The organism is Mesorhizobium shangrilense, assembly GCF_040537815.1.
GTDB classification, from domain to species: Bacteria; Pseudomonadota; Alphaproteobacteria; order Rhizobiales; family Rhizobiaceae; genus Mesorhizobium; species Mesorhizobium shangrilense.
Map to the genome: position 1 here is coordinate 4573467 of NZ_JBEWSZ010000001.1, position 18571 is coordinate 4592037.

18 protein-coding genes are annotated in these 18571 nt (G+C 62.1%); 7 read left to right on the plus strand and 11 right to left on the minus strand.

The genetic code is table 11. The features are described from left to right. Nucleotides 1-50: 50 nt before the first annotated feature. Genes ABVQ20_RS22090 through ABVQ20_RS22100 form a run of 3 tightly spaced genes read left to right on the plus strand, consistent with a single transcriptional unit; the run spans nucleotide 51 to nucleotide 2164 of the window. Complete coding sequence (locus ABVQ20_RS22090; protein ID WP_354461586.1) at nucleotides 51-857, plus strand: transporter substrate-binding domain-containing protein; 807 nt, start codon at nucleotides 51-53, stop codon at nucleotides 855-857. A 6-nt stretch (nucleotides 858-863) separates the two neighbouring features. Next, on the plus strand, nucleotides 864-1520 hold the full coding sequence (locus ABVQ20_RS22095; protein WP_354461587.1) for an amino acid ABC transporter permease: 657 nt from the start codon (nucleotides 864-866) through the stop codon (nucleotides 1518-1520). Next, complete coding sequence (locus ABVQ20_RS22100) at nucleotides 1517-2164, plus strand: amino acid ABC transporter permease (RefSeq protein ID WP_354461588.1); 648 nt, start codon at nucleotides 1517-1519, stop codon at nucleotides 2162-2164. Before ABVQ20_RS22095 ends, ABVQ20_RS22100 begins: the two co-directional genes overlap by 4 nt. Before the next feature lie 41 nt (nucleotides 2165-2205). Here the strand turns inward: ABVQ20_RS22100 and ABVQ20_RS22105 are convergent, their stop codons facing one another. From ABVQ20_RS22105 to ABVQ20_RS22120, 4 genes are all read right to left on the minus strand, one after another. Further along, nucleotides 2206-3609 (minus strand): MATE family efflux transporter, encoded by a 1404-nt coding sequence (locus ABVQ20_RS22105; protein WP_354461589.1) that lies wholly within the window; start codon nucleotides 3607-3609, stop codon nucleotides 2206-2208. A 219-nt stretch (nucleotides 3610-3828) separates the two neighbouring features. Next, nucleotides 3829-6639 (minus strand): DUF3131 domain-containing protein, encoded by a 2811-nt coding sequence (locus ABVQ20_RS22110; RefSeq protein ID WP_354461590.1) that lies wholly within the window; start codon nucleotides 6637-6639, stop codon nucleotides 3829-3831. Beyond that, on the minus strand, nucleotides 6636-7916 hold the full coding sequence (locus tag ABVQ20_RS22115) for a glycosyltransferase family 2 protein (RefSeq protein WP_354461591.1): 1281 nt from the start codon (nucleotides 7914-7916) through the stop codon (nucleotides 6636-6638). Before ABVQ20_RS22115 ends, ABVQ20_RS22110 begins: the two co-directional genes overlap by 4 nt. Further along, the gene (locus ABVQ20_RS22120) at nucleotides 7913-8983 is read right to left on the minus strand and encodes an NAD-dependent epimerase/dehydratase family protein (protein ID WP_354461592.1); all 1071 of its coding nucleotides are present in this window, start codon (nucleotides 8981-8983) and stop codon (nucleotides 7913-7915) included. Before ABVQ20_RS22120 ends, ABVQ20_RS22115 begins: the two co-directional genes overlap by 4 nt. Nucleotides 8984-9489: 506 nt before the next feature. Here ABVQ20_RS22120 and ABVQ20_RS22125 point away from each other — a divergent pair. Then, a complete protein-coding gene (locus tag ABVQ20_RS22125; protein ID WP_354461593.1) occupies nucleotides 9490-10785 on the plus strand; it encodes a nucleotide sugar dehydrogenase in 1296 nt (431 codons plus the stop codon). Nucleotides 10786-10881: 96 nt separating this feature from the next. Here ABVQ20_RS22125 and ABVQ20_RS22130 read toward each other — a convergent pair whose 3' ends face one another. Together ABVQ20_RS22130 and rsmI are read right to left on the minus strand one after the other, a co-directional pair. Further along, complete coding sequence (locus tag ABVQ20_RS22130; RefSeq protein WP_354461594.1) at nucleotides 10882-11259, minus strand: YraN family protein; 378 nt, start codon at nucleotides 11257-11259, stop codon at nucleotides 10882-10884. Continuing rightward, the gene (gene rsmI, locus ABVQ20_RS22135) at nucleotides 11252-12163 is read right to left on the minus strand and encodes a 16S rRNA (cytidine(1402)-2'-O)-methyltransferase (RefSeq protein WP_354461595.1); all 912 of its coding nucleotides are present in this window, start codon (nucleotides 12161-12163) and stop codon (nucleotides 11252-11254) included. Before rsmI ends, ABVQ20_RS22130 begins: the two co-directional genes overlap by 8 nt. Nucleotides 12164-12311: 148 nt before the next feature. Here rsmI and ABVQ20_RS22140 point away from each other — a divergent pair, with 148 nt between their 5' ends. Next, nucleotides 12312-12497: a hypothetical protein gene (locus ABVQ20_RS22140; RefSeq protein ID WP_354461596.1), complete on the plus strand. Its 186-nt coding sequence runs from the start codon at nucleotides 12312-12314 to the stop codon at nucleotides 12495-12497. A gap of 424 nt (nucleotides 12498-12921) precedes the next feature. On the opposite strand, the gene ABVQ20_RS22145 is transcribed toward ABVQ20_RS22140, so the two are convergent. The 5 genes from ABVQ20_RS22145 to rph form a co-directional block, all read right to left on the minus strand. Beyond that, on the minus strand, nucleotides 12922-13245 hold the full coding sequence (locus ABVQ20_RS22145; RefSeq protein ID WP_354461597.1) for a low molecular weight protein tyrosine phosphatase family protein: 324 nt from the start codon (nucleotides 13243-13245) through the stop codon (nucleotides 12922-12924). Between the two features lie 476 nt (nucleotides 13246-13721). Continuing rightward, a complete protein-coding gene (hemW, locus tag ABVQ20_RS22150; protein ID WP_354461598.1) occupies nucleotides 13722-14885 on the minus strand; it encodes a radical SAM family heme chaperone HemW in 1164 nt (387 codons plus the stop codon). After that, nucleotides 14882-15544 (minus strand): RdgB/HAM1 family non-canonical purine NTP pyrophosphatase, encoded by a 663-nt coding sequence (rdgB, locus tag ABVQ20_RS22155; protein WP_354461599.1) that lies wholly within the window; start codon nucleotides 15542-15544, stop codon nucleotides 14882-14884. Before rdgB ends, hemW begins: the two co-directional genes overlap by 4 nt. After that, nucleotides 15544-15954: a VOC family protein gene (locus ABVQ20_RS22160; RefSeq protein ID WP_354461600.1), complete on the minus strand. Its 411-nt coding sequence runs from the start codon at nucleotides 15952-15954 to the stop codon at nucleotides 15544-15546. The genes rdgB and ABVQ20_RS22160 overlap by 1 nt, the downstream gene beginning before the upstream one ends. Nucleotides 15955-16154: 200 nt before the next feature. Further along, a complete protein-coding gene (gene rph / locus ABVQ20_RS22165; protein ID WP_354461601.1) occupies nucleotides 16155-16871 on the minus strand; it encodes a ribonuclease PH in 717 nt (238 codons plus the stop codon). A gap of 178 nt (nucleotides 16872-17049) precedes the next feature. Here rph and hrcA point away from each other — a divergent pair, with 178 nt between their 5' ends. Further along, the gene (gene hrcA, locus ABVQ20_RS22170) at nucleotides 17050-18135 is read left to right on the plus strand and encodes a heat-inducible transcriptional repressor HrcA (protein ID WP_354461602.1); all 1086 of its coding nucleotides are present in this window, start codon (nucleotides 17050-17052) and stop codon (nucleotides 18133-18135) included. Nucleotides 18136-18310: 175 nt separating this feature from the next. Beyond that, complete coding sequence (locus ABVQ20_RS22175; RefSeq protein WP_354461603.1) at nucleotides 18311-18508, plus strand: hypothetical protein; 198 nt, start codon at nucleotides 18311-18313, stop codon at nucleotides 18506-18508. Nucleotides 18509-18571 lie beyond the last annotated feature (63 nt).

The window sequence follows — 18571 nt, forward strand, 5'->3', positions numbered from 1 at the left end:
GAGCCGGCGGCCGACCCAAACAAACAAAGCTTCCAGACAGGGGAATAAAAATGACGATACACACGACACTCAGATCATCCATCGCCGCCGTCCTCATGGGAGCCGCCGGTCTCGGCCTCGCCATCCAGGCCGCCAACGCCGACGCGCTGGCAGACATCACCAAGGCCGGCACCATCAATGTCGGCGTCTTCGCCGACTTCCCGCCCTTCTCCTCGGCCAGCGCCGACATGAGCCTCAAGGGCTACGACATGGACGTCGCGCAATACATCGCCGACACGCTGAAGGTGAAGCTCAACCCGGTCGCCGTCACCGGCCAGAACCGCATTCCCTATCTGAACGACCATCGCGTCGACATCCTGATGAGCGTCGGCTACTCGAAGGAGCGTGAACAGGTCATCGACTTCGCCGCCGCCTACGCGCCTTACTACATCGCGGTGATCGGGCCCGCGGCGATGACGGTCAAAGGCAAGGAAGACCTCGCCGACAAGTCGATCGCCGTCAATCGCGGCACGCTGGAGGACACCTCGCTCACCGAGGCGGCACCCGCATCGGCCGACATCAAGCGCTTCGACAACTACAACGCCGTGATCCAGGCCTTCATCTCCGGCCAGACCCAGCTGATGGTCGTCGGCAATGATGTCGGCGCGCAGGTTCTGGCAAAGCAGGACGCACTGAAGCCCGAGCAGAAGTTCCAGCTTCTGACATCGCCCTCGCATATCGGTCTCAACAAGAGTGAAGACAGCCTCAAGAAGGCGGTCAACGACGCCGTCGCCAAGATGCTGGTGGACGGCAAGCTGGACGAAAGCTCGAAAGCCTGGCTGAAGACCCCGCTCAATCCCGACAATCTCAAGGATTGAGTTCCCGTGGCCTTTGCCTGGCTCCCGGGTGCTCTAGGCGACATAGCGCGCGGCGCGGCCACGACGATCCTGCTGATCGCCGTGACCACGCTCGCGGGAACGTTCCTCAGCATCCTCGGTGCCGCGGGACGACGAAACGGCCCTGTGCTGCTCAAGCGGGCGATCGGCGTCTATGTCGAGGTCGTCCGCAACACGCCGTTCCTGGTGCAGCTGTTCTTCATCTTCTTCGGGCTGCCCAGCCTCGGCATACGGCTCGACCCGGTGCTGGCCGCCATGCTGGCCATGACGCTCAACATGGCGGCCTACACGATCGAGATCGTCGGCGCCGGGCTTGACGCCGTGCCTGGCGGGCAGACGGAAGCAGCTCTGGCACTTGGGCTCAGGCCACGCCAGGTCTTCATCAAGATCGTGCTGCCGCAGGCGCTCAAGGTGATCTATCCGGCGCTCACCAGCCAGATCGTCATCATGATGCTGGAGTCCGCCGTCGTGTCGCAGATCGCCGTGCGCGAACTGACCTATGAAGCGGACATGCTGCAGGCACGCACGTTCCGCTCCTTCGAGACCTATCTTGTCGTGACGGTGGTCTATCTCGTCCTGTCGATGGCATTGCGGCGACTGCTGGTCACCGGCGGACGGCGCGTACTCGGGGCTGGTGTGTCATGATCGAATTCACCTTCTGGGATATCGTGCGCAATCTTCTGCTCGCCGCCCGCTGGACGGTGCTTCTGTCGCTGGCCGCCTTCGTCGGCGGCGCGGTGGTCGGCATGGTCATCCTGTTCTTCAGGATCGCCAAGAATAAATGGAGCCGGCGCATTGCCTCCGGCTACATCGCGCTCTTCCAGGGAACGCCGCTGCTCATGCAGCTTTTCCTGATGTTCTTCGGCCTGCCGATGCTGGGCTTGCGCATCGAGCCGTGGACAGCGGCGGTGCTCGGCCTCACCTTCTTCGCCAGCGCCTATCTCGCCGAGATCTGGCGCTCCGGCGTCGACGCACTGCCGCTCGGCCAATGGGACGCCGGCGCCAGCCTTGGCCTGCACTACCTGCAGGAGCTCAGGCTGATCATCCTGCCGCAGGCGTTTTCGATCACCCGGGCGCCGACCGTCGGTTTCCTGGTTCAGCTCATCAAATCGACGGCGCTGACATCGATCATCGGCTTCGAGGAACTGGTGCGGACCTCCAACGCCATCAACAACGCGACCTTCGAGCCGTTCAAGGTCTACGGGCTGGTGGCGCTGATCTTCTTCGTCATGTGCTTTCCGCTGACACAGTACGCACGCAAGCTCGAGCAACGCGCGGCGGCCCGCTGACCCCACACAAAACGCCGCCGGACACCCGGCGGCGTTTTGTTTCAGCGACCAAAGGTGAGCGGCGAGGCGATCCTGTCGCGCCGCAGCCAGCGCGCCAGGAGCATCGCCGCCACCACGGCCAGTCCCAGCGCCAGCCCCATCCAGATGCCGACGCCGTGCAAGCCAAAATGGAAGGCCAGCACCACGCCAAGCGGCAGGCCAACGCCCCAATAGCCGATGGCCGCGTAGATCATCGGCACCTTGGTGTCGTGCAGACCCCTGAGCATGCCGGCAGCGACGGCCTGCGCGCCATCGAAGATCTGGAACAGCGCGGCAAAGACCAGGAACGATACGGCAAGCGCGATCACCCTTGCATTGGCCGGATCGCCGAGATCGATGAAGGCGCCGATCAGCAGATGCGGCCACAGGATCATGACCAGCCCCATCAGCGCCATGAACGAGACGCCGATGACATAGGCGGTCCAGCCGGCGCGCGAAACGCCAGCCGGATTGCCGGCGCCATGCGCAAGCCCGACACGCACCGTCACCGCCTGGTTGAGGCCAAGCGGCACCATGAAGGTGACCGAAGCGATCTGGATGGCGATGGCGTGCGCGGCAAGCGAATCCGCATCAATCAGCCCCATGAGCAGGGCCGCCACGTTGAAGATCGTCACCTCGAAGGCGAGAAGGCCGGCGATCGGCAGGCCGAGCCGCAGCAATCCCTTGAAGCGCGGCCAATCGGAGCGCCAGAAGCGTCCGAACAGGCGGTAGCGACGGAATTTCGGTTCCAGCATCACCACGGCGACCATGCCGAAGAACATCAGCGCGCTGGACAGCGAGGTTGCGAGGCCGGACCCAGCAATGCCCATGGCGCTGACGCCGAGATTGCCGAACATGAACACCCAGTTGAAGAAGACGTTGCAGGCGACGGCGACGAAGACGATGACCAGCGCCCAGCCCGGCCGCTCCAGCGCCGAGATGAAGGAACGCAGGATGATGTAGCCGTAGAAGGGCAGCACCGCCCATTCGAGCCAGCGCAGATAGATGCCGGCCTGATGCGCCAGCGCCGGCTCCTGGCCCATGGCCAGCAGAATTGCCTCGCCGTGCCAAAGCACGATCCAGATCGGAATGCAGATGAGGATCGCCAGCCACAGGCCCTGGCGCACGGTGCGGCGCAGGTCGCGCACCGAATGCCTGTTGCGGCCGAGCTCGGTGGCGATCATCGGCGAGGTCGCCAGCATGAGGCCGAGCCCGAAGATCAGCGGCATGAAATAGAGGTTGGCGCCGAGCGCGCCGCTGGCCAGCGTATCGGCCCCGAGACGCCCCATCATCATGACATCGGTCGCGGTCATCGCTGTCTGGCCGAGATTGGTCAGCACCATCGGCCAGGCGAGCGCCAGCGTCGCCCTGATTTCCTGACGCCAAAGGCTTCCCGGCGCGCGCGCGCCGGCTTCGATCGCAGACATTGTTCCGCTCTTTCCGAGTGCGGCGCGTCGGCATCGAGCCGGAAGCCGCATTTCAAACGGCAAAACCTTCGGTCTCGCAGCGTTTGCGCCAGCTTTTGGACGAAACGCGACATGAAGGCAAGAGAGGAGGCGCAACGAGCGATTGAGCCAGGGCGAGACTCGGCAGGGCAGACACCGGCTCCGTCCTACCGTGCGCACCGCGACCAGAAGAGCCGCAGGCTATGCCTCTTCCGTCGGAAGAAGCGGTTTGCGGCCGCCCAAGATGTACGCAATGGATTCAAGGATGATGCCATTTGTGTTCACATCGGTCACCTGGATCAGCTTTCCGGTCCGCTCGGACACGCCGGATGAAAAACCCATTCCCGGCATCTTGGCCCGATTCCTCACAAAGGCGACAAGCTTCTGCGAATAGTCGCCTGGCCGCGTGGCGTGCCAGAGATAGGCACCTTTCGCACTGACCAGACGAAGCGAATTCGCCTGCTTTGCCGTCGCCTCCTTGTCGGAGGTCTTCATCGTGTCGACCGCGAAGTCGCCGCCATCGTCCGTCAGTTGGTAGCCTTGGTAGGTGAAGTAGGGAGGGCCAGCCATCGCCGATTCCGAAACGCAAGTGAGAATGCCTGTCTCGCGATACCGTTTCATCTGGGCGGCGTAGAGAATGTCGGCCATGAGGCGGCCGTGCGGCGACCCTCCAAGTTCGATTTCCTCGGTAACGTGGGGTTCGGTGGCAATCCGCCCTCGCCGCTGAATTTCCGCCAGAGCGGCGGTCGCGGCATCCATGCTGCGATCGGGATCGCCAGTGTCAAAGACGGGCTTGATCGACTGGCCCCAAAGGCTGTAGCCGCGACCGGCATAGCCGGCGTAGCTGTTTGCGTGCACGGACGAAATCTTGCCGTTCGCGCTCACAACGTGCATTTCGCCGTCCTTGAGGATCGGCCCGAACGACCAGTTGGAAACGAGCTTGAAGACGGGGAAGGCGCCGGCCGTATGCTGATCGAGAATTTTGAGCGCGATCAAAAGACGTCCGGTATCGGCGCTGTCGAAACCTTCGCGCTCGTCATCCTTCGCGCTCAACGCGCGCTCGGTATGCGGCAGGTTCCCGCCGGCATACTGGAAGCTCGTCTGGCCCAGGAACTCCAGGATTCGACTGATCGTCGTTTCGAATTCGCGTTGATCGATGATGCCCAGCTGCTGGGCGGACAGAGTGGCAAGAATATGTGTTCCCACGTCCCACATCGTGGTGAACGGGTAGCCCGCCTGCTTGCCGAATTCCATCCATGACGTCGCCGGCACGATGCCGTTGAAGTTCCTGGCGCCCCAATCGAAATAGGTCCATGCGAGCTCGGCGTCGGCCTTGAGGATGCCACGGTCCAGCAGGTCCTGATCCGGCTTCCTCCAATCGCGCACCGCGACGTCGGCGCGCGCGCCTTGAATGCGTTGGACTTCCGGCATGGAAGGCGTGACGGCGCGGTAATACTCGTCGAAGTTCACCAGCCTGGTGCCACGCTGAGCGGACAGCTCAGCAAGCGTCTCAAGGATGACCGCCTTCTTTTTGGGCGAGTTGGCGGTATCGGGATGGATGCAGAAAACAGCATCATTGTCGGTCCCGAAATAGCTGAAGACCTCGTCCTTCGTGAAGTAGGGGATATCTTCGCTCCAGGCCTTCTCGAATTTCATCGTGTTCGAGACGTGGAGGATGCCTCGGCTGTCCAAACCATTGAACCAGCGCAGATCGCCTTTCTCGGCGCTGAATACAGGCGCTCCGGTGGCGGCCAGTGCATCGAGCGTATTGTCGTCGAATGCGTCATTGGGCGGAATGTAGGACGTGGGGAACCTGCCGGTCGAGCGATAGATCTCGCTGATACCACCCCGGATCAGGTCCAGATCCTTCCCGGGCGAATTGCCCAGAAGTTCCGAGGGCGTGTGGTTCCAGCCATGGGCGGCAATATCGAAGCGTTTATCGACGGACATGGCTTGCAGGTATGACTTGGCTGGTTTGTCCGCCGAGAGCAGGAAAGACTTCGGTGCCGGGATGATAGCGTCCGTAACCGGGTAGCCGGCTCCGATGAGATGGCGCACAAACGCCATGTGGCTTGGATCTGTGTCGGTATCCACCCTGAGATCATCGACGCGGACGACGATGAGCCGGCTTACATCCCGGCTTTGCTTATAGAGCTGTTGTGGAAGAATGCTTCGGAACCCGCCGCCGGCGGATGCGGCAAGCACGGTTTGGGCGATCTCGGCCGCATAGCTGGCCGCATCGCTGTCGCTCAGCCCCGCCAGCGCCGCGAACGGAAGGTCGACAATGATCGGATCGTCGCCGGCGCCCAGTTTTGCGATGTTCGCGCCTAGGGCAGGCGCACCGAGAAGCCGGCCGCCGGAGGGCTGCAGCCCCGTTGAACTGAGCGGGGACGCGAAAAGGTTCACCAGACCTGTATCGGTCGACCAATAACCACCGCTGTCGGGCTGCAGGCCCACCGGATCCTTTATCCCTGCCCGAAGACGAATGACCGATCGAAAACCCGCCATGCGCATCGACGCCGCATCCTGCGCCGAACGCAATGGTGAATTGGTGGTCAAGGTCAAGGCCGTGAGCACGGCCTTCGACTGGTACCTCTGGTACTCATTGATCAGGTAGGAAAACGCCGCCTGGATTTCACTTGCCTGGCGCGCTTGCAGATAGGGAACGTCCGACTGGATCAGGTCGGCATGGGCGCCGAATTCGATACCGTCCGGATTGAGCCGAACCGCCTGGCGAAGCCGGAGAGCCAGGCTGGAATTGTAATCCAGCATTTTCCCAGCGGCATCGATGGGGGCGACCGTTACGGTGATCGGCACCTTGCGAGTCAAGAACGGGTCGGCGACGGCGGAAAGCCTGGTCGGCGTTGTCTGTGCGTCCACGCCACTGATCGTGACGACCAGCGGGTTGGGCAGTTTCTCCTTGGCTGCGGCCCATGAGACGCCTTTGCCGGCCGATGCCAGCAGCGGTACAGTCAGGCCACCAAGAAGAACGGAGCGGCGGGTTATGTTCATGCTTGCCTCCCATGGGGAACGGAAACGGCGTAACGTTGCGGACTGATCCAGCGGCCGTCGGACTTCGCTGAAAACGACTTGAACAAAGCGCGCAGGAAAAGCGCGGCATCGAGGAGCCGGATCGCGGGAAACGCGAGGCCATAGAGGAGCAGGATCGGCCTGCGTTCTATCACCGCGACAATGACGGTGAGCGCGTAGTCCACCGCGAGGAACAGGGCCAACAGCTCAAGTGGCGAGACCGGCCTTACCGCGAGGTCCCCAAGCGACATCGCCGGGACCTCGATACCTGTGACAAGGTAGGCGACCGCGGCAATCGGCAAGCCCAGGGCGAAGACGGATATTATCAGAAGTTCGGCCAGCAGCCCGCCAAGGGACAGCCAGAAGCGGCTGGGCCAAAAGCCATGACGCCGCACGGTCTGCCAGAAGCCGAGATACCAGCGTTGAACCTGCTTGCGGTAATCGCCGAGCGTGAAAGGATCTTCCGACGAGCACCGCGCCCTGGGCGAATAGGCAACACGACCCAGCTGCTTGTGCTGGACTTCGAATGTCATGTTGAAATCCTCGATGACGAGCCCTGGCGCGGTGATGTCGATCTGGCGTAGCGCGCTTGTTCGGTAGATGCTGGCGAAGCCGGGCGCGATATAACTCACACTCGTCCATTTCCAGGATTGGCCGTACTGGAAGGCCGTCTGCAGGATCCGGTAGAGACGTGTCCTGTAAGCAGCGAAAAGCATGTCGAGGGTGGGCCAGCGCTGGTCGCGCCAGCGTGACAACACATGGCCAGCCACGGCCACCACCTTGGGGTCGTTGAACAGCGGCAGTGCGTGTTCGAAATAACCGGGGTCGATCTCTGAATCCGCATCCTGGATCAGCACCGCCTTGTAGCGGTCGCACAGTCGATACTTGCGGATCGCCTTGTCGATTGCGCGCGCCTTTCCCCGGTTGGGCTGGATGTCGAGCGCCCTGCAGCCGGCAGCACGCGCGATGGCGACGGTGGCGTCGCGCGACCCGTCACTGGCGACATAGATCTGCCTTGCCGGAATGATGGCCTTCAGCGCTCCGATGCATTTCGGCAGTGCGATTGCTTCATTGTGGGCGGGAATGACCACGGCAACATCGGATACCCGTACCGCTTCCTGAAAGTGACCGGCTTTCGCATTCGAACCGATCTCGCTGACAAACCGGATGACGCCGACGACGCACCAGAACGCGATGTTGATGCCCAGCGATGCGCTGAGAACCATCATCGTGATGTTGGTGGCGGCGATCCCGGTCATGGAAGCATCGTTCCCACCTGACCCCGACCGCTGGGCCGTTCCTGATAACCGACGAACCTGCGTTCGGACGATGCAGTCCTTGCCTTGGCGCGCTTTGCCTCCTGGATCGAAGCCAGCAGGTCCTGGTAGCTCTGGCGGATGCCCTTCGTGAGCGAAACCTTCTGGCGCCAGCCCAGCGCCTCGATCTTGCCGGTGTCCGGCCAACGGCCGCGATGATCGGCGATGAAGTGCTTTTTGAAGACGACGCTGCCGGGAAGGCCGGTTGCCTCCTTGATCAGGTCGAACAATTCGCGGATGGAGAGCTGGGTGGCACCCCCGATATTATAGACCTCGGCGCACTCGCCTTTCTCCATCACCGTCAGCAGGCCGTCGACGAGGTCGTCGACATGCAGGAATGTACGAGTCTGCGAGCCGTCGCCGAAGAGTGGAACAGGCTGCCCGGCGATGAGATGCGAGAGCATCTGCGGAATGACACGCTGGTCGGCCGGCGACATTCCTGGGCCGTAGGTATTGAAAATGCGCACGATGCGGACATCGACCTTGTGCTTGCGGCCCCAGAAGCGGGTCAGCGCTTCGCCGAACCGCTTGCCCTCCTCGTAGGGACTGCGCGGGCCCACCGGGTCGACCCTTCCGACATAGGTCTCCGGCTGCGGAAAGACTTCCGGGTCGCCGTAGGCCTCCGCTGTACTGGCAAACAGGTATTTTGCCTTTGACCGGCGCGCGACCTTGAGAAGATTGAGCGCTCCCACGGACGAGGCCATGAGCATTTCCTCGCCCAGCAAGGCGATGTTGGGAACGCCGGTCGGGCAAGCCAGATTGTAGACATGGGTATAGCGCCGCCGCTGCAATCGCGTGCAGAGGGCCGCGTCCGTGATGTCCATCTTGATGAACCTGAAATTTGGATACCGCGACAACTCCTCGACATTGGCTTTTCGCCCGGTCGAAAGATTGTCGACGACATCCACGAAGGCGCCCTGATCGAGCAGGCGGAGCGTCAGGTTGGTTCCCAGACACCCCGCGCCGCCAGCGACAAGGCATCTGATTTCTTCGGTCTTGCACGTATTCATATGGCGACAATCCTGCGTTGAATAGGAAGGAAAGCCGCACCCCTCAATGTGCGCTTTTGTGCATGGAAAGGGCATTTCCACAGACAACGCAACTGATAGTTAACAATATGCTAAACAACAGTGGTTAATTACCGCATTGTAATTGTTGATTTTTTTCGGTCATCACTCCTTGTATGAGCTATCTTGCAACAATAGTGTTCAAAAATGGGACAGGCGGCGGACTTGACACCACCTGTCTTCCGACGCAGCTGAAAATGCCGCAACCCTACCTCCTGAGCCCTTTCTTGAGCCGGCGCCCCGCGCTGGGAACAACTGGCACAAAGGTTGCGCTGGTCATCTCGAAAACCGTGAAGCCGTGGTGCCGGGAAAGGCTCGTCAAATCCCGCTACAGCGACTCGCGGGCATCGCATGACAGCAGCCGCAAGCGGCCGGCTGCATCAGTGGAGGCGCAATTGAACATTCTGGCGGATCAGGCCCGAGGGGCGATACTTCTTTCGAAACTGGATATGCGTACGGCCACGGTCGGAATCGTTGGACTTGGTTATGTCGGGCTGCCGCTCGCGGCGGCGGCGGCTCGCGCCGGCTTCAAGGTGATCGGCTTCGACGTGGACCACAGCAAGATTGAAAAGTTGAAGACGGGCCGATCCTATATAGGCGCCGTCAGCGACGAGGCACTGCAGTCGGTCATGGCCGATGGATCGTTGCGGGCGACGTCCGACTTTTCGGTCTTTGCCGAATGCGATGTCATCTCGATCTGTGTGCCGACGCCACTGACCAAGCAACGCGAGCCCGATCTCTCCTTCGTCGAGAATACGACGCGCGCCATCGCCGCGTATCTGAGGAAGGACCAACTGATCATTCTGGAGTCCACCACCTATCCGGGCACGACCGATGAAGTGATGAAACCTATTCTCGAAGCGCGCGGATACAGATCCGGGCGGGACTTTTTCCTCGGCTATTCGCCCGAGCGGGAGGACCCCGGAAGCGCAGGCTTCGAAACCGCCACCATTCCTAAGGTCGTCGCCGGTGACGGTCCGGTCGCCGCCAGACTGGTCGCGCTGTTCTATGGCGCCATCGTCGAGACGGTCGTGCCCGTATCGACGATCAAGGTGGCGGAAGTCGTAAAGCTCACGGAGAACATATTCCGTGCCGTGAACATCGCGCTGGTGAACGAACTCAAGGTCATCTACGGCGCCATGGGGATCGACATCTGGGAAGTGATCGAAGCGGCCAAGACCAAGCCTTTCGGCTATATGCCGTTTTACCCAGGGCCAGGTCTCGGCGGCCACTGCATACCGATCGACCCTTTCTACCTGACATGGAAATCGCGCGAGTTCGAGGTTTCGACGAAATTCATCGAGCTTGCCGGCGAGATCAATGTCTCCATGCCGCACTATGTGATGTCGAAGCTGTCGGAAGCGCTGGACACGCGTCTTGGCATTCCCCTCAGCCAGGCGTCCATCCTGATCGTGGGTGTCGCCTACAAGAAGAATGTCTCCGACGTGCGCGAAAGCCCGGCGCTGAAGTTGATCGAGTTGCTGGAATCACGGGCGGCCGACATCGCCTACCATGACCCCCACGTCGCGCGCATACCGAAGACGCGCAAGCATCCGATGCTTGCCGGCAAGGATTGCATTCGCCTCAGCCGGGATTCGATCGGCGCCTATGACGCGGTCGTCATCGTCACCGATCACGACGGGATCGACTATGGACTGCTGGCAAACCATTCGCGGCTGATCATCGACACGCGCAACGCCATGCAGCGCAACGGCATTGTCTGTGATCGTGTTGTGAAGGCGTAGGTTCTGAGCCCCGACTGTCCGGCCCCGGACAGCCGTGACGCTGCGCTCAACCTGACGGAGAAGCGGGCAATACCGAGCGGACGCACGACAAGCGCCTCAGCTTCGCCCGTAGAACGCATTCTCGACATGCACCGGCCAGCGCCACGGCAGCACCGCCACCATGTCGAAGCGCATCGACAGTCTGCCATAATCGGATTGACGCGAGAGCCAGACATCGGCCGCAGCCTCGATACGGCGTTCCGATTCATGGCTGATCGCCTCCATGGCTTCCATCAACGTGCGACGAGCCTTGACCTCGACGAAGACAACAAGGTCGCCACGCCGCGCAATCAGGTCGATCTCGCCGAAGCGCGTGCGGTGGCGGCGAGCGAGGATGCGATACCCCTTGAGCATCAGCGACGCTGCCGCCAGCCATTCGCCGCGATGGCCGCGCCGATAAGCCTTCTGGCGGCTGGCGCTGGTGCGTTCAGTCACCGCCCTCTCCAGAGGCATCCCTGAGTTCGAGCAGTCGCCGGTAGAGCGCCTGCTTCTGTCCGCCGGTCATCTTCGCGGCTTCGGCCGCGGCCTTGGAAGCCGGCATCTCGGCGGCGAGCGACAGCAGAAGCCGGTCGATATCCGCTGGTTGGTCGGCCTTGGCCTCCGCCGGACCGACGCAGATGACGATCTCGCCCTTCGGTGTATCGGCCGCCGCGTAATGGTCGGCGAGCGTTTGCAGCGTGCCCGTTCGCATTTCCTCGAAAGTCTTGGTCAGCTCGCGGCCGATCGCCGCCTTGCGGTCGCCGCCCAGCGCTTCGACCATCCCGACAAGCGTCTCGGCCAGCCGGCGCGGCGATTCGAAGAAGATCAGCGTCGCCGGCACGGCTTTCAGAGCTTCCAGCCGGGTTTGCCGTTGGCCTGTCTTCACCGGCAGGAAGCCGGCGAACATGAAAGCGTCGGATGGCAGGCCGGATGCCGTGAGCGCCGCGAGTGGCGCCGATGGGCCGGGGATCGGCACAACGCGAATGCCACCGTCCAGGGCCTCGCCGACCAGCCGATAGCCGGGATCGGACACCAGCGGCGTGCCGGCATCCGAAATCAGCGCCACGCTCTGCCCGGCCTGAAGCGCTGCGATCAGCTTCGGCCCGGCCTCGCCGGCATTGTGCTCGTGATAGGCGGTGGTGCGGCGGCGGATGCCGTAGCGATCGAGCAGCACGCGCGAAACGCGCGTGTCCTCGCAAGCGACGATATCGGCGGCGGCCAGCGTCTCCAGCGCGCGCAGCGTGATGTCGCCGAGATTGCCGATCGGCGTCGCCACCAGATAGAGCGCAGGCTCGAGCGGCCGGGCTGGTATTTCGGCCTGTCCGACCACATAGCTGCGTTTTACGATTTCACCGGTCACCAAACATTCTCCGTTCGGCTCTGTTTGGCATGGCTGATGGCCGCTTGCAAAAGCCCATGTCGATGTAAAGTGACCGCCATTCCTTTGCCACAGTAGGGAACGAAACCGGGATTGGCAGATTTAGCCCCTGATTCCCAAGGAGGACAGGATGGACAGCCTGAAGATACAGGACGCTTTCGAGCCCTATTATGTCGGCCGCCGGCGCTTTGCCTCACCAGCAGACAAGGCCCGGCCTGCCAAAGTCGATGAAAGCCGAGCCAGCAAACCGCCAACGAGCCGTTTGCCATCTGAAATCAGGCTTTCGACCGAAACCTATAGCACGACGGAGCACTGACCGGACGATGCCCAATAGATTCGATATTTTCATCACCCGCCTTGAAACGCAGACCGCCCGCAATGGCGCCCCACCGCATCCGATAGGCGATCAACAACGGGCCCGCCGCGACAAGAACGACCCGAAGCAAACCCGTTCGGGCGAGGCCCCTTCAGAGAAAGGCCGCGCCAAGCACCGCCACAAGCACGATGCCTGAGCTACCGCAAACGTCCGAGATCGGCGGAGACCACAGCCTCTTCGTCATCCTGGGGCGTAGCAAGGAGCGAAGCGACGCGGCGCAGACCCCGGGATCCATGCCGCGACATCGAAGCGTCGCGACGGATCAGAGTTATGCCGCCGCATTCCTCGGCAAGGGTCGCGGCCTGGTTCCTCGGGTCAAGCCCGAGGATGACGAAGGCGCGGTTACCGGCACTCGGCCATATCCTCAGCCGAGATATCGCGGGACCTTCGCCTCCAGCAGGCGAACAAGAGCCGGGTCCATGAATTCATAATCGTCGGGAATATCGAGGCAGATGACCCTGGCCTTCTTCAGGCTCGACTTGAATTTCTTCTGCAGCTTGGCGCGGTGCGCCTTTTCCATGACGAAGATGATGTCGGCCCACGCGACCATCTCGTTCGTCAGCGGCGTATCGGCATCGTGGTTTGTTCCCGCCGATGCGACCTCGATGTCCCTGCGTTTGGAAAACACCTGCTCGGCGGTCGGGCTGCGCAAGCGGTTCTGGCTGCAGACGAAGAGGACGTTCTTCACCGGCTCGCGGCCTCCTGGTACAGCGGCACTTCGGCTACGATACTACTCATCTAAGATTTCGCGTACCGATTTGGACAGCGGTATGTACTCGTCAAACGTCAGTCCGTAGAGTTGAAATTCTACCGCATGCTCGCGCGGCAGTACCCTCAGGTTTATACCGACATAGGTAAGAAAACCCCCGAATTACATCGAACTCCGTCATGCCTGAGGGCTTCACTTTCGATATAACCTTCTGATTTTTTATAATCACGGCATCGGCTTGATAAAAATCGTCGTCGGCCTTCCAAATTTCGGTCAATCCAAACTCGAACACATCATCCGTGTTCAATGTCCGCAGCGTCTCATGGATCAGGAACTTCATGGCAAGACCTATTGGATGCGGCGCAATGGCCTTTCGGCTGAGTAAACCGAACTCCTAGCATCCTTGGTCGAGCCGATAAATCGTCCACCACAGTCAAGCCAATTGACCTCTGGGCTTACCTCGCCAGATCGGCCACGACGGCATCGAGCACGATCATGCCCGCCGGCGTGGCGCGCAGGCGAGCATTGCCGATCGGCGCCACCAGCCCTTCCTCCTGAAGGGTCGACAGGCGCCTCGTCGAAAGCTCCCGCCCGGAAAACGCCTCGTAGCGGGAAAGGTCGATACCCTCGGCCAGCCTCAGCCCCATGAGCAGAAATTCGTCGGCCTCTTCCGAACGGGTCAGGATCTCGCCGCCGGTGATGCCGTGGCCCTTGGCCTCGACCAGATTGGCCCAGGTTTCCGGCATCCTCTCGGCGATCGTCACCACGCGACGCCCGCTTTCGACGAAGCGGCCATGCGCGCCGGGACCGACGCCGACATATTCGCCATAGCGCCAATAGGTCAGATTGTGCCGGCTCTCGGCGCCCGGCCTGGCGTGGTTGGAAATCTCATAGGCCGGCAGGCCGTGCGCCGATGTAATCTCCTGCGTCAACGCATAGAGGTCGGCGGCATGGTCATTGTCGGGAATGATGAATTTCTTCGCCGCGTGCAGGGCGTGGAAGGGCGTGCCTTCCTCGATGGTCAGCTGGTAGAGCGACAGATGATCAGCCGCGTGGCCGATCGCCTGTTCGAGCTCGGCCTGCCAGTCTTCCGGGGTCTGGCCGGGCCGGGCATAGATCAGATCAAAGGAGAGGCGCGGAAAGATTTCGCGCGCCAGGCCGATCGCATGGAGTGCCTCCGACACATTGTGTAGCCGACCAAGGAAACGCAAATCCTTGTCGTTCAGCGCCTGCACGCCGAGCGAGACGCGGTTGACGCCGGCTGCCCGGTAGCCGCGAAAACGCTCGGCCTCGACCGATGACGGATTGGCCTCCAGCGTCACCTCGATGCCATCAGGCACCGTCCAGTTCTTCGCCACGGCGTCCAAAACCCTGGCCACCGTTTCCGGCTTCATCAGCGACGGCGTGCCGCCGCCGAGGAAAACGCTGGTCACCTCGCGCGAACCGGTGCGCTGGCGCATTGTTGCCAGTTCGGCCTCGAAGGCGCTGGCAAAGCGATCCTGATCAACCGGCTGGTGGCGGACATGGCTGTTGAAGTCGCAATAGGGGCATTTGGCCGCGCAGAACGGCCAATGGATGTAGACGCCGAAGCCGGGGCTACGGTCGAGCAGCATGTTCATGTCGAACCCAATCGGGCCAGATTCAAGCGTGCCTGGGCAAATTTCTGGAAGGCGCGGGCGCGGTGCGACAGCGCCGTCGGCTGGCCGGGTTTCCAGCCGTGCTTTTCCTCGGCACTCATCTCGCCGAAGGTCTTTTCGAATCCACCAGGCAGGAACACCGGGTCATAGCCGAAGCCAAGTTCGCCGCGTGGCGGCCACACCAGCGTGCCCTCGACCTCGCCGCGATAGTATTCGGCATCGCCGTCGGGAAAGGCGAGGCAGATGACGGCGACGAAGCGGCCCTTGCGCTGCTCCGGCGAGGCCGCGCCGACTTCATGCAGCGCCACCTCTGTGCGCTGCATGGCCATGCCGAAATCGCGTGAACCGTCGGCTTTTTCAGCCCAGTTGGCGGTGTAGACGCCCGGCGCGCCGTCGAGCGCATCGACACAAAGGCCGGAATCATCCGACAGCGCCGGCAGGCCCGTGGCCTTGGCCGCGGCCAAGGCCTTGATGTAGGCGTTCTCCTCGAAAGTGGTGCCGGTCTCGTCCGGTTCCGGCAGGCCATAATCCCTGGCCGATTTCGCCTCGAAGCCGAACGGCCCCATCAGGTCGGCGAATTCGCGCAGCTTGCCGGCATTGTGGCTGGCGACAACGATCTTTTTCCCGTCAAGCGTATGCATCAAAGGCCCCAGATTCGTGGCTCGGCAAATTCGATGGAATTGCCCGAGGGATCGCGGATATAGATCGAACGACCGCCCTGCGGCCATTCGAATTCGCTTTCGATGGCAATCTTCTTCGCCTCTAGATGCGCCTTCCAGCCCGCGATTTCCACAGCGCTGGCGGCAAAGCAGAGATGACCTTCGCCGACAGTGCCATGCGGCGGCACTTTCAGTCTCGCGTCGGGCGCGGGCGGCACTTTCGTCGCTTCGGCGTTGAAGATGAGCAGGACACCGGCACCGCAGCGGAAAAAGAGGTGCCGGCCGTCGACCTTGCCGAGGAGGCGGAGGCCGAGGATATCGGTGTAGAAATTTTCGGCCGCCGCCAGATCGGTGACGTAGAGGGCGGATTCCAAGATTGTGGAAGGAGTCACGAGACACCCCCCTCTGCCCTGCCGGGCATCTCCCCCGCATGGGGGGAGATTGGCAGCTTCAGCGTCACAGCCCACTCTGCAGCGCTAGGGTTTAGCGAAAGCTTCGGCGACAGCCGATCTTCCCCCTTGCGGGGGAGGTGGCCGGCAGGCCAGAGGGGGGTGGGAAGGATCGCCAACCTTTATCGCCTTACAATCGGAACCTAAGCCACCGCCATCTGCTGCAGGCTGACCAGGCGCTGGATGCCCTTCTTGGCCAGGCCCATCAAGGACGCGAACTGCTCTTCGGAGAAGGGTTCGCCCTCGGCCGTGCCCTGGATCTCGACGATGCCGCCCTTGCCGGTCATGACGAAATTGGCGTCGGTGCCAGCCGAGGAATCCTCCACATAGTCGAGATCGATGACCGGCTGGCCATCATGGATGCCGCAGGAAATCGCCGCGACATGATCCTTCAGCACCTTGGAAACGCTGGCCATCTGCCGGGCTTCCATCCAGCGCAGGCAATCATACAGCGCCACCCAGCCGCCGGTGATCGATGCCGTGCGGGTGCCGCCATCGGCCTGGATCACGTCGCAGTCGACGGTGATCTGCTGTTCGCCCAGCGCCTGCAGATCGACAACCGCACGCAGCGAACGGCCGATCAGCCGCTGGATCTCCAGCGTGCGGCCGCCCTGCTTGCCGGCGGAGGCCTCGCGGCGCATGCGCTCGCCCGTCGAGCGCGGCAGCATGCCGTATTCGGCCGTCACCCAGCCCTTGCCCGAATTGCGCATCCAGCCCGGCACCTTTTCCTCCAGGCTCGCCGTGCACAGAACATGCGTATCGCCAAACTTCACCAGGCATGAGCCTTCGGCGTGCTTGGAGACGCCGCGCTCGAAGGAGATGGCGCGCATTTCGTCGAATTGGCGTTTGGAAGGGCGCATTCAGGCTTCTTTCTTGTCATTTTTCGGAATCGTGGCCGGCTTGTAGCCGCACGAGGCGCATGGCGCAAAGGAAAATGGCCGAGCGATCCGACACAGACACCGGGCGATCTGACACAGACACCGGGTTGCGCGGGCATGGCCGAAGTCTATATCCTTGGTAAGGAGGTTTTTGGCACGCATGACCAAAGCAGTCGCCGATCCCATTGTGCAATCGCCCGCTCTTCAATCGCTGGACTTGCGTTCGCGCGACATCTTCCGGCGCATCGTCGATTCCTACCTGAAGGATGGCGAGCCCGTGGGCTCGCGCAGCCTGTCGCGCATCCTGCCGTCCTCGCTATCGCCAGCCACCATCCGCAACGTGATGAGCGACCTCGAACATCTCGGCCTCATCTACGCGCCGCACATCTCGGCCGGCCGGCTGCCGACCCAGGCTGGCCTGCGCTTCTTCGTCGACGCCTTCATGGAACTCGGCGATCTCTCGGACGAGGAGCGCCGCGCCATCGAGGCGCAGGTGCGCGCGTCCGGTTCAGGCGCCACGCTGGAACACATGCTGACCGAAGCCAGCCAGATGCTGTCGGGCATGTCGCGCGGCGCCGGTCTCGTGCTTGCTGCCAAGAACGAGGTGGCGCTGAAGCATATCGAGTTCATCCAGCTCGAACCGACCAAGGCCTTGGCGGTGCTGGTGTCGCAGAACGGCGATGTCGAAAACCGGGTTGTCGACCTGCCCGCCGGCATCACCATTTCGCAACTGCACGAGGCCTCGAATTTCCTCAACGCCCATATTCGCGGCCGCACGCTGGCCGAGGCGCGGGTCGAGATCGCCCGCATCAAGGAAGAGACCAGGGCGGCCCTCGACACACTGTCGCAGGATCTGGTCGAGAAGGGACTGGCGGTATGGGCCGGCGCCGATAGCGGCCTGCCGGCGCGTCTCATCGTACGCGGCCGCGCCAATCTTCTGGAGAACGTCACGGCCCAGGCCGACATCGAATTGTTGCGGCATCTGTTCGAGGACATGGAGACGCAGGACGGGCTGATCCAGTTGCTCGATCTGGCCGAGGAGGGATCGGGCGTGCGTATCTTCATCGGCTCGGAAAACAAGCTGTTTTCGCTGTCGGGCTCGTCGCTGGTCGTCGCGCCCTATCGCGACAAGGATGCCCGTGTCGTCGGCGCGCTGGGCGTCATCGGCCCGACGCGGCTGAACTACGCGCGCATCGTGCCGATGGTCGACTATACGGCGCAACTTATTTCCCGCATGCTGCGCTAAGGTGTATTGGTATTCAGGTGATGCCGGCCCGCAAACGGCTGATACCTGCGCTTCCGGTGCTCGCGTACGAGAAGTACGCTCCGCTCCGGTTTTCGGAAGCCACCATTTTCGGCGCGGCCTGACCTGTATCTCAATACACCTTATCCCTAGCGGAAGGCTGACAAGGAGAAAAACAATGGCGCTCGAAGAGATCAAGGCCCAGATCAGCCTGCTGCTCGAGGAGATGGTCAACCAGCCCGAGGACCAGCACGAAGTGCAGGAGCAGTTGCGCGAAAAGCTGAGAGCAATGCGCGCCATGGGCCTGCCGTTGCCGGCCGATCTGGTGGAACTGGAAAAGCGCCTCGACGACGATTTCTACGCGGCCGGGAATTGAGCCACATTCAACTCCTCGTGTGAGTTGGAACGACCGCCGGTGCCGCCCGTTTCCTGTCTTCGC